A 13956-nucleotide genomic window follows, 5' to 3' on the forward strand; every position below is an offset into this window, starting at 1 on the left:
TAGATGATTCAAATTAAGAAATATGCCGCAATTGATATTGGTTCTAATGCTATGCGTTTATTAATTACCAATATTGTAGAACAAAAAGATAAAGCTACTCAATTTAATAAAAGCGCATTAATTCGTGTACCTATCCGTTTAGGGCAAGACGCTTTTACTGTTGGAGAAATTTCTGAAGAAAATATTGATAGAATGGTTGATGCCATGAAAGCGTTTAAATTATTAATGAAAGTGTATAAGGTAGAACGTTATATGGCATGTGCAACATCTGCTATGCGTGAAGCGTATAATGGTAAAGATGTAGTAGATATTGTTTTACAAAAGTCTGATATAAAAATTGATATTATTGATGGTAAAAAAGAAGCTGCAATTATTACTGCATCTGATTTACACCAATTTATAAAAACAAATGAAAATTATTTATATGTAGATGTAGGCGGTGGAAGTACAGAGTTTTCGTTGTTTTCAAATGGAAAATTAGTGGTGTCAAAATCATTTAAAAATGGAACGGTTCGTTTGTTAAATAATATGGTAAATGAGGTAGTGTGGCAAGAAATAGAAAAATGGATTAAAACACATACCGAAGGAATTGAAAATATTATTTTAATTGGTTCCGGAGGAAATATAAATAAAACATTCAAACTTTCAGGAAAATCCCAAGACAAACCCTTGTCATACAAATATTTAAAGAATCAATTTGATTATTTAAACGGATTAACATACGAGCAACGTATTGCAGAATTAGGGCTAAATCAAGATAGAGCAGACGTAATTATTCCTGCATTAACTATCTATCTTTGTGCTATGAGATGGAGTGGAGCAAAGCATATTTATGTGCCGAAAATTGGTTTGTCTGATGGCATTGTAAAAGCAATGTATTACAATACTATTTAATTAAAATCCGAAACATGGTAAGGCTTCAATAAAGAATTGTTCGGGCATAAAGCTTTTTTTAATAATTTCAGAATCTATTTTAGAAGTTAAAACAAAAGATAAATTTCCAATTTCCGATTCAATTCGAAACAACATCACTTTTTCGGTTTTTAAATACTCAAAATTTTCTTTCGTAAAATTGAAATAACCATTGAGTATTCGTATGTTGTTTTTGTTTACAGCATCATACGTTATCTCGTTACAAGATTCTTCTGAAACAGAGTTAATTAGCTTTACTTGTTTGCCGTTATTTAATTCCAAATATACTTTTGTGTTCTTGTCAATACAATATGGATTTAAAAAATCTTTACTTTTTTGTATGTATTGAAAATTTAAACCTAAAACACCATCTATTTCATACAATTTAAAAGAAAGTAAACTAGTTGTTCCTCCAAAAATATTTTCGTTCATAATTTTTTCTGGAAGCACTTTGACAGATGTAGTGTCGGTTACATCATTAATTTCAAAATCACAATTTTTAGTTTGAGCAAAGCTAAAATGAGTGAAACAGACTAAAAAGATAACTAGTATTTTTTTCATATATGTAAAATTTATTTTTAGGCAATTATATATCTGTATTTTTTTATTTAGTGGGGCTAAATTTTGCTGCAAAGTAAAACAATTTTTTCGTCATTTAGATTGGTTGTAAAAAAAGCATATACATTTCCACCGTCATTAATTTTATATTTTCCTCTAATTTCTTCTACAGACAAAGGAAAGTTACGGGTAGTAATATTCATTTTTTTACCTTGTAACTGTTTTTTAATCTCATTTTTAGTAAAAGGTATTTGTTGGTCAATAATAAATCGCCTTCCTGGAAAATCAATTAGCTTATCGTTTGTAAAAAGGTGAGAATGCGAATGTAACTTTGTTACAGGATAGGTAGTACACAAGTAATTTGCTCCTCCCGATTTTAGAATAGCTGCATTGGGTTCGTATATAAATAGTTTAGGTAACGAATAGGTTAGCTGTTCTTCACTGTTTAATATAAAAGAAAGAGTGTCTGTCTTTTTATCATGTAGGTTATTTGCGCTAACAGAAATTTCTTTGTCATAATTTTTTTCAAGTACCCATAAGAGTTCTTTTACCTCATTTTCCAAGGCAACCACATGAATAGATTTAACGTTTTTTAATTCTTTTAATCCCGCGGCAATATCCAGTATTGGTGCTGTTTTTAGGAGTATCTGATTTGTTTTTTCAAAATAAAAAGCTAAATTTTCAGGAACATTTGGCAAACAATCTTTGAGCATGAACACCTTTCCTTTGCTGTCACTTCTTCTACTTGGATCAATATATATCCAATCAAATTTCTCAGTATAATTTTTTAAAAAAAGGGCGCTATCACCTATAATACATTTAATATTACTTTTGTTAAGTTTTTTGTAATTATAAGCCACGATTTCAGATAAATCCTGATTTTTTTCACAATGAAAAACAGTTGTAACGTGTTCACTGAAATAGTAACAATCTACTCCAAATCCACCGGTTAAATCTGCTAAAACTTCTCCCTTTACTAAAGAAGCTTTATATTTAGCGGTGCTTTCAGATGACGATTGTTCTATGGAAAGGCTTGATGGATAATATATATTTTCGTTCTGAAACCAAGTAGGTAATTTATTTTTAGCTTTATTTTTAGATACAATTTGAGTTAGAATTTCCTTCCATTCCACTTCAGGAAATGGATTTTTTGAAAGGGCTAATTTGGCAATATTACTCTGCAAAGAATTAGTAATAAATTCTTGTATTTCCTTAGATAGTAGGCCTACAATCATTTTAGTGCTGCTGTTAATACTTGTATAAATTTATTTTTTGGAAAAAATTCTTTTAAAATAAATTTAATTGAAGTGTATAAAGGAATAGCCACAATCATACCCGTAATACCTAGTAAACTACCAGAAATTAAGATTACAATAAAAACTTCTAAGGGATGTGAATTAGTACTTTTTGAAGCAATAATAGGTTGACTAATATTGTTATCTATTACTTGAACAAAAATATATCCTAAACTTACATAGAGCGTTGTGGGCAATGTGACAGAACTAAAGTCTTGTGTGATACCATTTGTCATTGTTAAAAAAGCAGTCATTAGTAATGCAATAATGGGTCCTATGTAAGGAATAATGTTAAGTATAGCTCCTAAAAAAGCAATAATTAAAGCGTTTTCAATACCAAAGCAAAGTAAAACAATAAAATAAAGGATAAAAACAACTAGAAGTTGTAAAACTAATCCAATTGCATACCGAGCAAGCATGTTTTTTATTTTAAGTAATGAAGCTAAGATTTGCCAACGGTGATTTTTGGGAAGAACAGCTTTTAAATTTCTCAATAATAAATCTTGATCTTTCATTAAGAAAAAGGTAATAAAAAAGGTTGAAAAAAGCCCCATGCTAAAGTTACCTATTGAACCAATGATGGTGTTTAATATATCAGTAATGAAACTGAAATTAAATGATTTAGATAATTTTTGAAAATCGATATATTTTTTATAGTCTATCGAATAAGATTGCAGCCAATTGTCAATTTGTGAAATAAAAACATGGTAATTTTTTTGTAGGGCATTCAAATCAAGTAAGGCTAATTTTTGACTCTGTGTCATTATTAAAGGTACAAACAATAATAAAATACCAATGATAATAATTGTGAAGAATAATAAAGCGGAAATGATGGCTAATGTGGATGAAAATTTTAGTTTTTTTTGTAGAAATTTCGCGATAGGTTGTGCGATAAAGCTCAATAAAATAGCACAAATACAATAGGTGAGTATTGCTGAAATTAAATAAAGAATATAAAATCCTCCAGCTACAGCTAGTAATATAAAAAGTGTACGTAATAGTGCTTTTGAAATTTCTTTAGAAATCATATTTTTCCGTTTTTAAATCAACATCATTTTAGTAGAAAAGATGTACAGTTAATTAATTTTTAAATACGTAATTGATAATATTTGCACCCATTTTAAGCGCTGTCTCTCTCACAGAAATCGGGTCGCCATGCACTTCTTGATTTTCCCAACCATCTCCTAAATCACATTCATACGTATATAAAAGTACTAATCTATTTTCAATAAATATGCCAAAAGCTTGAGGTTGTTTATTATCGTGTTCATGAATTTTAGGTAATCCATTCGGAAAGGAATAAGGCCCTTGAAAAATGGGATGGCTTTTAGGAATTTCAGTTAAAGATGCCTCAGGAAAAATTTTTTTAATTTCTTTTCGAATGTATTCGTCCATTCCGTAATTGTCATCAATATGCAAAAAACCTCCCGCTGATAAGTAGTTTTTTAAATTTACAACATCGCTAGCACTAAAAACCACATTACCATGACCTGTCATATGAACAAAAGGATATAAGAACAATTCAGCACTTCCGGGTTCAACAGTTGCTATTTTTTGATTGAGTTTTGTAGTAATGTTTTGGTTACAATATTTAACTAAATTAGGTAAAGAGGTAGGATTAGCGTACCAATCACCACCACCAGAATATTTTAACAAAGCAATATCTTGAGAAAATGCCAAGTTTGAAAAAATATACATCCCTAATACTATAAGTTTATTCATTTGTCAGTGCAATTGTATGACAAGCCACTAAAGCAGCTGTTTCTGTTCGTAATCTTGTGTTTCCCAAAGATACAGGAATAAATTTATTTTGTAGGGCCAATTCAATTTCTTTAACAGAAAAATCACCCTCGGGGCCAATTAAAATTAAAACGTTAGTATTTTTTTGCAATTCGGTTTTAAATGATTTTTTGTCTGTTTCTTCACAATGTGCTATAAATTTTTGCCCTTCAAAATCTTTCTTAATGAATTGAGAAAAAGTTACAGGTTCATTAATTTTTGGTAAATAATATTGGTTAGATTGTTTTAAAGCTGATTGAATAATTTTCTCAGCTCGATCAATTTTATAAACTTTTCTTTCAGAATGATCACAAATTATAGGTGTAATTTCGTGTATGCCTATTTCAGTTGCTTTTTCTAAAAACCATTCCATCCTATCGTTCATTTTTGTAGGTGCAATAGCAAGATGGCTATAGAACGAAGTAGGTTCAATAAAGGTTTCTTTTAAAATTTTTATTTCACACTTTTTTTCAGAAGCCAATATAATTTCAGATTCAAATAAAAATCCTAAACCATTAGTAATAAATATTTTATCACCATCTTTTTTACGTAAAACTTTAATTATATGTTTGCTTTCTTCTCTGTCGAAAATGAAAGTTATAGCACCTTGTTTGATGTCTAAATTATAGAATAATTGCATACGTTAAAATTCAATTCTAGCTTTTGAAACGACTTGATGGGAAGAAAAATTTTCTTCTAAATAATTATAATACCCTACAATTCCTATCATAGCAGCATTATCGGTTGTATATTCAAATTTAGGAATAAATGTTTTCCATCCATATTTTTTCTCAGCTTCTTTTAATGTAAAACGAATACCAGAATTAGCAGAAACACCTCCTCCTATGGCAATTTGGGTTATTCCCGTTTCATTTACAGCTAATTTTAATTTATCCATTAATATTTCAATAATTGTATGCTGAATGGAAGCACAAATATCTGCTTTATTTTCTTCAATAAAATTCGGATTTAGTGCTACGTTTTTTTGAATAAAATATAAAATTTGAGTTTTTAAACCACTGAAACTAAAGTTTAATCCATCAACTTTAGGTTTAGTAAATAAAAATGCTTTCGGGTTTCCTTCTTGGGCATACTTATCTATTAAAGGTCCACCAGGATAAGGTAATCCCAGTATTTTTGCACTTTTATCAAAAGCTTCCCCTACAGCGTCATCAGTTGTTTCACCAATTATTTCTAAATCAAAAAAACTAGATACTTTTACAATTTGTGTATGTCCGCCCGAAATAGTTAAGGCTAAAAATGGAAATGTAGGTTTTTCATATCCTTCTTCATCTATAAAGTGAGCTAAAATATGTGCTTTCATATGGTTTACAGCAATAAGAGGAATTTGTAAACCTTGACTCAGCGATTTCGCAAAACTTCCTCCAACTAGCAATGAACCCATAAGTCCAGGGCCTTGTGTAAAAGCGATTGCATGTAAATCATCTTTCGTAATACCAGCTTTTGTGAGCGCTACATCAACCACAGGAACTATGTTTTGTTGATGCGCTCTTGATGCTAATTCGGGAACAACTCCTCCGTATGCCTCATGTACGCTTTGTCTGGCAACTATATTTGCTAAAACTTTATCGTAGCATAATACAGCAGCAGAAGTATCGTCACAAGAACTTTCAATAGCTAAAATGTATGTTTTTTTATCTTTCATTAGTGTTAGGCATGAAATTTGGTTCCCAATATTGTGAATGTCCTACAAAATTGCTTATTTTTGTTGCTAATAGCAAGAAAAATGACATTCTTTTTTTAAAATAAAAATAAATACACATCAAAAAAGTTAGAAAAATAGTCTTTAGATTCTTATTTGGCGTATTATTGCTACTAGTTACAGCAGCAATTTTACTGTCATTACCTGTTGTACAAACGAAATTAGGAAGCTATGCAACTAACGCATTAAAAGAAGATTTTGGTGTAAATATTACTATTAAGCGAGTGGCTATTACTCCTTTTGGTGGTGTGAAGTTAAATGATATTCAAATTACAGATCATCGCCAAGATACGTTGGCACATATTGATAGATTGCAAACTTCAATTTTAAGTTTTTCAAAATTATATAATAGCGGGCATCCTTATTTTGGCGACTTAAGACTTGATGGCTTAAATTTTAAAATTATACAATATAAAGGGGAACGTGATACGAATTTAGATCGTTTTGTAGCTGCTTTTGACGATGGAAAGCCTTCTTCGGGAAAATTTCGATTGAAAGCTAATTCTATTTATCTTAAAACCAGCCGATTTAGATATATTGATGCTAATTTAAAGGATACTCGAGTTGTTGATTTTAAAAATCTAAACGGTCAATTAGACGATTTTTTTGTTAAAGGAGCTAATGTGACTGCGTATGCTTATAAACTTTCATTTAAAGATCATAGAGGTATTGAAGTAAAAAATTTAACTACAGATTTTACCTATACAAAGAAGAATATTTTGTTAAATGAATTAGAGTTAGTTACGGCTCATTCTTCATTTAAAGGGCGAACTGAATTGCTCTATAACAGAAAAGATTTTTCTGATTTTAACAATAAAGTTATTTTTGATTTGCAAATCCATGAAGGTAAAATTTCTTCAAATGACTTAAATTGTTTTTATCCAGAATTTGGTAAAAATCAACTGTTTTTTATTGATTCACATGTTATAGGAACGCTCAATAATTTAGCGTTTCATAATTTAAAAGTAATGGATTTTAATGGAAATGAGATTGTAGGAGAAATCAAATTAGTAAACAGTTTTGGTAAATCACATCAAAAATTTTCATTAAATGGAAAGTTTGATAGACTTTCCACTAGTCGACAAGGACTTGCAAAAGTAATGCCTTCATTATTGGGAAAAAAATTACCCGAAAATTTTAAAAATTTTGGAAACATACTGCTTTCAGGTGAATTTTTTCTAACAAAAAAACAAGTAATCGCTGATATAACTTTACTCTCTAAAGTAGGACAAGCAACGGCCGATTTTACTTTGAACGGCTTAGATGTTATTGATCAAGCAACATATAAAGGTGAATTTACATTAAATCAATTTAATTTAGGGGTATTATTTGCTACTCCAACCTTCGGACTAGCAAGTTTACACGCAAAAATTGATGGAAGAGGATTTACAAAAAAATATTTGAACACAACGTTCACGGGTAACGCACAAAAATTCACCTTTAATGGGTATGCTTATTCAAATATCGAATTAGATGGTTTGTTTAAAATGCCTTATTTTAAGGGTGACATTAGTTGTAATGATCCAAACCTTAAGATGATTTTTAATGGTTTAATAGATTTGAGTAAAACGAAAAAAGAATATGATTTTACTACTCAAATAGCGTATGCAAATTTGAAAAAAATTAATTGGTATAAAAAAGATGAACTATCAGAATTTTCAGGAGAAATTTCAGTAAAAGCGAAAGGAAACAGTTTAGACGATTTAATAGGACAGGCATCAATAAACAATATTACGTATAAAAATTCAAAATCAACCTATTATTTTGATGAAGCAACTTTATTCTCAACATTTGATAGTAATAATGTGAGAACCGTTTCATTGGTTTCATCGGATATGATAAATGGTCAAGTAGTAGGTAAATATAAAGTACAAGAAATTAATAAAATTGTTGAAAACGCTGTAGGAAGTTTATATGCAAATTATTCGCCTCATAAACTACAAAAAAATCAATATTTAGACTTTGATATTACCATTCATAGTAAGATTGTGGAACTATTTTTTCCTGATATTCATGTTGCTGAAAATACTTTTGTAAAAGGTAAAATTAATGCAACTGACGGATTGTTTAAGTTTGATTTTAAATCACCATTAATTGATGTATATGGTACTAAATTCAACAAAATAAGCGTAGCTATTAACAATAAAAACCCGTTATACAATACATATATTACGTTAGATAGTATCAATTCGGAAATGTATAAGATTTCTGATTTTAATTTAATTAATGTTACCATGAACGATACCTTATTTCTTCGTTCAGAGTTTAAAGGAGGACCAAAAGGAGAAGATCGTTTTGATATAAATGTATTTCACACGATTGATAAAAATAAAAATTCAGTTGTTGGTTTCAAAAAATCAGATATAACGTTTAAAAAATCCCAATGGTACATTAACGAAAATGATACCGATGATAACGCTATTATTTTTGACAAGAAATTTCAAAATTTTGAATTTAATAAATTAACCTTATCTCATAATAATCAATTTATTGATTTTAGTGGTGTAATGAAAGATTCAACCTATAAAGATTTGAGTTTGAATTTTAAAGATGTAGATATTGCAAAAATTACTCCCGAATTGGAGAATCTTTCTTTTGGTGGTCAAGTAAATGGTAAGATTACCTATAAACAAATAAAAACTTTATTTGAGCCTACTACTGATTTACGTGTTAAAGATTTAGTGATTAATAATACACCGTTAGGTAATTTAGATGTAAAAGTTTCAGGAGATGAAAGCTTGCGAAAATTTAATGTCAATGCAAATTTAAATTACCAAGATAGTGAAACATTTTTTACCACAGGAATTGTAGAATTTGTTAATAAAAAACCTATTTTATCTCTTGATGCAGGTTTTCGAAATTTAAACATTGCACCTCTGGGAGGATTTTTAAAAGGAATTTTAGAAAATGTGAGAGGAGAGGCTTCTGGAAGTGCTAATATTGTAGGATCACTTGAAAATCCTGACATTAATGGTGCTATTTATTTAAATAAAGCAGGTTTAAAAGTACCTTATTTAAACGTAGATTATGATTTTGAAAAAAATGCAATCATTGGAATTACGGAAGATAAATTTTTGTTTAAAAATATTAATCTTATCGACGTAGCAGAAAAAACACGTGGTGTATTAAGTGGTACTATATCTCATAAAAAATTAGAAGATTGGGATATGGATTTAAAAATAAATTCAGATAGATTACTCGTTTTAGACACAAAAGATTCTGAAGATGCCTATTACTTTGGAAAAGCATTTTTTAATGGATATGGAACAATTGAAGGTCCAGTAAATGCTTTAGTAATAGAAGCTAACGGTTCCTCTGCTAAAGGAACGAGCTTAAAAATACCTGTAAATGAATCAGAAACTATTGGTGATAATTCATACGTTCATTTTGTTACGCGAGAAGAAAAATTTGGAACAAAGAAAGCTAAGAAAGAAACAAAAACCTATAAAGGAATAGATTTAAATTTTAATTTTGATATTACCACTGATGCAGAAATAGAAGTTATTTTAAATAGAGAAACAGGACATGCTATGAAAGGTAAAGGACTGGGTTCTTTAAACATGAATATTAATACCTTAGGGAAATTTAATATGGTGGGGGATTTCCAAGTGATAGAAGGTAAATATTTATTTAGATATGGAAATTTATTTGATAAAAACTTTAGTGTTAAAAAAGGAGGAACCATACGATGGGATGGAGATCCAATGTCAGCTATATTAGATTTAGAAGCCGTTTACACTACTCAGGCTAACCCCGGTGTATTAATTGAAAGTGCATCTGTTAATAAAAAAATACCAACAGAAGTAGTCATTGCTATAACAGGAGATTTGAGTAACCCACAATCCGACTTTACTATTAATTTCCCTACGGTACAATCTTCTTTAAAGAGTGAAATTGATTACCGCTTACAAGACAAAGATTTTAGACAACGTCAAGCTTTTGGTTTATTAGCTACGGGAAGTTTTGTAGCAGCTACAAACACATCATGGTACGGGTCATTTTTAGAAACTGCTAAAGGTCTGTTTGGAGAAGTGCTTTCTGATGGGGAAAACAAATTACAATTTGGTGTAGACTATCAAGTAGGAGATAAGCAAAGAGCTATATCAGATAGAGCTTTAGTTACCCTTAATACACAAATCAACGATAAATTAAGTATTAATGGGAATGTAGGAGTTCCTGTTGGTGGCGTAAATCAATCCTACGTAGTGGGTAATGTAGAAGTAGAGTTAAAACTTAATGAAGACGGTAGTTTAACAGCGCATGTTTTTAACAAAGAGAATGATATCAATTATTTAGCTACAGGTCAAAATACGGGTTATACACAGGGTATTGGACTTTCTTATAGTGTAGATTTTGATGATTTTAAATCATTGTTGCATGAATTATTTAGATCTCAAAAGAAAAACAAGAAAACAACAAACAAATCAGAAGATCATTTGCCAGACTCTGAAATATCGCCAGATATGATTAATTTTATTGAGGAGACGCGTAAACGTCAAATTAATGAAGAGAAAAAGAAAACCCCTCCGCAAATTGTTCCAGAAATTGATTAAGACTTTTGTTATTTTTAATTTTTTGAATTATTTATCAACGAAATCGTTTGAAAATGAGAATTTAATAAAATAAATTACATTTAATAATAAAATTACTAAAATCCTTTTATAATTTTACAAAATATATAATAAGATATGACAACATCTATCAAAAAAATTGGCGTTTTAACATCTGGTGGAGATGCACCAGGTATGAATGCCGCTATTAGAGCTGTAGTAAGGGCTTGTGCGTTTTATAACGTAGAATGTGTGGGTATTTATAGAGGTTATCAAGGAATGATTGAAGGTGATTTTAAAGAGATGGGACCCCGTGCAGTTAAAAATATTATAAACAAAGGAGGTACTGTACTAAAATCTGCCCGTTCAAAAGAATTTATGACAACGGAAGGAAGACAGAAAGCCCATGCCAATTTGAAAGAAAATGGAATTGATGCTCTAGTTGTTATCGGTGGTGATGGGTCCTTTACAGGAGCAGAAATATTTAATTCAGAATATAAATTTCCTGTGATTGGAATTCCTGGAACTATTGATAATGATATTTTTGGTACTAGTCATACTTTAGGTTACGATACAGCTTTAAATACTGTCGTAGAAGCCATTGATAAAATTAGAGATACGGCTAATTCTCATAATCGTTTATTTTTTGTTGAAGTTATGGGCAGAGACGCAGGTCATATTGCCTTAAATGCAGGAATAGGTGCTGGTGCCGAAGAAATTTTAATCCCTGAAGAAAATTTAGGTTTAGATCGTCTAATTGATTCGTTACGTAAAAGTAAAGAATCTGGAAAAACATCTTCTATTGTTGTCGTAGCTGAAGGTGATAAAATAGGTAAAAATGTCTTTGAATTAAAAGATTATGTAGAAGAAAACATGCCTGAATATGATGTAAGAGTATCTGTTTTAGGTCATATGCAAAGAGGTGGAACGCCTTCATGCTTTGATCGGGTTTTAGCCTCAAGATTAGGTGTCAAAGCAGTAGAAACTTTATTAGAAGGGAAAACAAATTTAATGGTAGGCTTATTACAAGATAAAGTCACTTTAACACCATTAGAACAAGCTATAAAAGGGCAGTCAAGAGTTGATGCTGAATTAGTAAAAGTATCTGATATCATTTCAATATAAAAATAAAAATAACTAAAAAATAATAATCTCAACAAATAAATAATATGTCAAAATTACAGTTAGGAATTAACGGTTTCGGTAGAATTGGAAGAATAGTTTTTAGAGAAACATTTAACAGAGATAATGTAGAAGTAGTCGCTATTAATGATTTATTAGATGTAGATCATTTGGCTTATTTATTAAAATATGATTCAGTTCATGGTCAATTTAAAGGTAAAGTTGAAGTTAAAGACGGGAAATTATATGTAAATGATAAACACATTCGTGTTACAGCAGAAAGAGATCCAAGTTTAATTAAATGGGACGCTGTGAATGTTGATGTTGTAGCAGAATGTACGGGTATATTTACTACTTTAGAAACTGCTCAATCACACATTAAAGGTGGCGCTAAAAAAGTAGTTATTTCTGCTCCATCAGCTGACGCACCTATGTTTGTAATGGGTGTAAATCACACTAAAGTAACAGCCAATGATACAATTGTATCAAATGCATCTTGTACAACAAACTGTTTGGCTCCTTTAGCTAAAGTTATACATGATAACTTTGGAATAGTAGAAGGATTAATGACTACTGTTCATGCTACCACTTCAACTCAAATGACTTGTGATGGGCCTTCAAAGAAAGATTGGAGAGGTGGACGTGCAGCTTCATGTAATATTATTCCATCTTCTACGGGTGCAGCTAAAGCAGTGGGTCAAGTTATTCCAGAATTAAATGGTAAACTTACAGGAATGTCAATGCGTGTACCTACTGTAGATGTTTCTGTAGTTGATTTAACTGTTAAAGTTGCTAAAGAAACTTCGTATGATGAAATTATGAATGTATTGAAGAATGCTTCTGAAAATGAATTAAAAGGAATTTTAGGCTATACTGAAGATTTAGTTGTATCTCAAGATTTTGTATCTGATACTAGAACTTCAATAGTTGATGCTAAAGCAGGAATTGGCTTAAATAGTACATTCTTTAAATTAGTTTCTTGGTATGATAATGAATATGGTTATTCATCAAAATTAATTGATTTAGCAGTACATATCAATTCGATTAAATAAATCTAGTAGCATGAAATTACTTGTAGATAGTGGTTCCACTAAAGCAGACTGGATTGCCATAGATGATAATGGTAAAGTTCTTTTTACCACACAATCTTTAGGTTTAAATCCTGAAGTGTTGACGAAAGAAGAAATCATATCTCGTTTAGAAGATAAATTTGATATTTCTCATAATAAGGCAAAAACGACACATTTGTATTTCTATGGAGCAGGTTGTGGTACGGACAGAATGAAAAATTTCTTAACTACTGTTTTTGAAGCCTATTTTACAAATGCAAAAGTTTCGGTTTATGAAGATACTTATGCAGCAGTATATGCTACAACACCCAAAAATGAACAAGCAATTGTGTGTATTTTAGGAACAGGTTCAAACTGTAGTTATTTTGATGGAACTGTTTTGCATCAAAAAGTACAATCATTAGGTTATATTGCTATGGATGATTGTAGTGGTAATCGTTTTGGGCGTCATTTAATTAGAGGATATTATTTCAATAAAATGCCTCAAAATTTGGCCTTAGAATTTGAAAAAGAGTTTGATGTGGAGCCTGATGCTGTAAAGCAAAACTTGTATAAAGAACCTAATCCAAATGCTTATTTAGCTACATTTGCCGAATTTTTAATAAGACACAAAGACGATGCTTTTTGTCAAGCGTTTATTAAAGAAGAAATGGTTTCTTTTGTAGAAAATTATATTATGCAATATGAAAATTGTAAAGAAGTACCTGTCCATTTTGTTGGTTCGATAGCGTTTTATTTAAAAGATGAATTAGAAAAAACATTAAATGAATACGGAATTAAATTAGGCAATGTACTAAGAAGACCTATTGATGGTTTGATAGAATACCACATTCTAAATAAATAGTTAGCCGAATTAAATGGTTTATTAACCCTTTGTAAGTAATTGATTATTTACAAAGGGTTTTTTCTTTAAAATTCAGTATTTTTGTTATTCAATAAAAATGAAT

The 13956-nt window shown here is 30.0% G+C and carries 11 protein-coding genes; 5 read left to right on the forward strand and 6 right to left on the reverse strand.

Annotation, left to right across the window (positions count from 1 at the left end; all coding sequences use genetic code 11):
- The first annotated feature begins 3 nt into the window (after positions 1–3).
- Positions 4–894: a Ppx/GppA phosphatase family protein gene (locus tag RF683_RS04505; protein ID WP_309533003.1), complete on the forward strand. Its 891-nt coding sequence runs from the start codon at positions 4–6 to the stop codon at positions 892–894.
- On the opposite strand, the gene RF683_RS04510 is transcribed toward RF683_RS04505, so the two are convergent.
- The 6 genes from RF683_RS04510 to tsaD are packed head-to-tail and all read right to left on the reverse strand — an operon-like array spanning position 895 to position 6210.
- Positions 895–1473 carry a hypothetical protein gene (locus RF683_RS04510; RefSeq protein WP_309533004.1) on the reverse strand — a complete coding sequence of 193 codons (579 nt, stop codon included), beginning with the start codon at positions 1471–1473 and terminating at the stop codon, positions 895–897. It abuts the gene before it with no gap.
- A 56-nt stretch (positions 1474–1529) separates the two neighbouring features.
- On the reverse strand, positions 1530–2705 hold the full coding sequence (locus RF683_RS04515) for a THUMP-like domain-containing protein (RefSeq protein WP_309533005.1): 1176 nt from the start codon (positions 2703–2705) through the stop codon (positions 1530–1532).
- Positions 2702–3793 (reverse strand): AI-2E family transporter, encoded by a 1092-nt coding sequence (locus RF683_RS04520; protein ID WP_309533006.1) that lies wholly within the window; start codon positions 3791–3793, stop codon positions 2702–2704. The genes RF683_RS04515 and RF683_RS04520 overlap by 4 nt, the downstream gene beginning before the upstream one ends.
- Before the next feature lie 52 nt (positions 3794–3845).
- Complete coding sequence (locus RF683_RS04525; protein ID WP_309533007.1) at positions 3846–4487, reverse strand: DUF4159 domain-containing protein; 642 nt, start codon at positions 4485–4487, stop codon at positions 3846–3848.
- Entirely contained in the window at positions 4480–5184 is a 705-nt protein-coding gene (locus RF683_RS04530; protein WP_309533008.1) for a 16S rRNA (uracil(1498)-N(3))-methyltransferase, read from the reverse strand. Before RF683_RS04530 ends, RF683_RS04525 begins: the two co-directional genes overlap by 8 nt.
- A 3-nt stretch (positions 5185–5187) precedes the next feature.
- The gene (gene tsaD / locus RF683_RS04535; RefSeq protein WP_309533009.1) at positions 5188–6210 is read right to left on the reverse strand and encodes a tRNA (adenosine(37)-N6)-threonylcarbamoyltransferase complex transferase subunit TsaD; all 1023 of its coding nucleotides are present in this window, start codon (positions 6208–6210) and stop codon (positions 5188–5190) included.
- Positions 6211–6374: 164 nt separating this feature from the next.
- Here tsaD and RF683_RS04540 point away from each other — a divergent pair, with 164 nt between their 5' ends.
- The 4 genes from RF683_RS04540 (at position 6375) to RF683_RS04555 (ending at position 13853) form a co-directional block, all read left to right on the forward strand.
- A complete protein-coding gene (locus RF683_RS04540; RefSeq protein WP_309533010.1) occupies positions 6375–10820 on the forward strand; it encodes a translocation/assembly module TamB domain-containing protein in 4446 nt (1481 codons plus the stop codon).
- Between the two features lie 135 nt (positions 10821–10955).
- Positions 10956–11942: a 6-phosphofructokinase gene (pfkA, locus tag RF683_RS04545; protein ID WP_309533011.1), complete on the forward strand. Its 987-nt coding sequence runs from the start codon at positions 10956–10958 to the stop codon at positions 11940–11942.
- Positions 11943–11986: 44 nt separating this feature from the next.
- Positions 11987–12991, forward strand: coding sequence for a type I glyceraldehyde-3-phosphate dehydrogenase (gene gap / locus RF683_RS04550; RefSeq protein ID WP_298660479.1), 1005 nt, complete (start codon positions 11987–11989; stop codon positions 12989–12991).
- A gap of 10 nt (positions 12992–13001) precedes the next feature.
- Entirely contained in the window at positions 13002–13853 is an 852-nt protein-coding gene (locus RF683_RS04555; RefSeq protein ID WP_298660477.1) for an N-acetylglucosamine kinase, read from the forward strand.
- Positions 13854–13956 lie beyond the last annotated feature (103 nt).

Origin of the sequence: Flavobacterium sp. 20NA77.7, from assembly GCF_031326205.1 — a bacterium.
Taxonomy (GTDB): domain Bacteria; phylum Bacteroidota; class Bacteroidia; order Flavobacteriales; family Flavobacteriaceae; genus Flavobacterium; species Flavobacterium nakdongensis.

Bases quoted from the DNA above. Each gene is read 5' to 3' on its own strand.
- RF683_RS04530 (WP_309533008.1), bottom strand. From the start codon at position 5,184: ATGCAATTATTCTATAATTTAGACATCAAACAAGGTGCTATAACTTTC.
- RF683_RS04520 (WP_309533006.1), bottom strand. From the start codon at position 3,793: ATGATTTCTAAAGAAATTTCAAAAGCACTATTACGTACACTTTTTATA.
- RF683_RS04510 (WP_309533004.1), bottom strand. From the start codon at position 1,473: ATGAAAAAAATACTAGTTATCTTTTTAGTCTGTTTCACTCATTTTAGC.
- pfkA (WP_309533011.1), top strand. From the start codon at position 10,956: ATGACAACATCTATCAAAAAAATTGGCGTTTTAACATCTGGTGGAGAT.
- gap (WP_298660479.1), top strand. From the start codon at position 11,987: ATGTCAAAATTACAGTTAGGAATTAACGGTTTCGGTAGAATTGGAAGA.
- RF683_RS04515 (WP_309533005.1), bottom strand. From the start codon at position 2,705: ATGATTGTAGGCCTACTATCTAAGGAAATACAAGAATTTATTACTAAT.
- RF683_RS04555 (WP_298660477.1), top strand. From the start codon at position 13,002: ATGAAATTACTTGTAGATAGTGGTTCCACTAAAGCAGACTGGATTGCC.
- RF683_RS04525 (WP_309533007.1), bottom strand. From the start codon at position 4,487: ATGAATAAACTTATAGTATTAGGGATGTATATTTTTTCAAACTTGGCA.
- tsaD (WP_309533009.1), bottom strand. From the start codon at position 6,210: ATGAAAGATAAAAAAACATACATTTTAGCTATTGAAAGTTCTTGTGAC.
- RF683_RS04505 (WP_309533003.1), top strand. From the start codon at position 4: ATGATTCAAATTAAGAAATATGCCGCAATTGATATTGGTTCTAATGCT.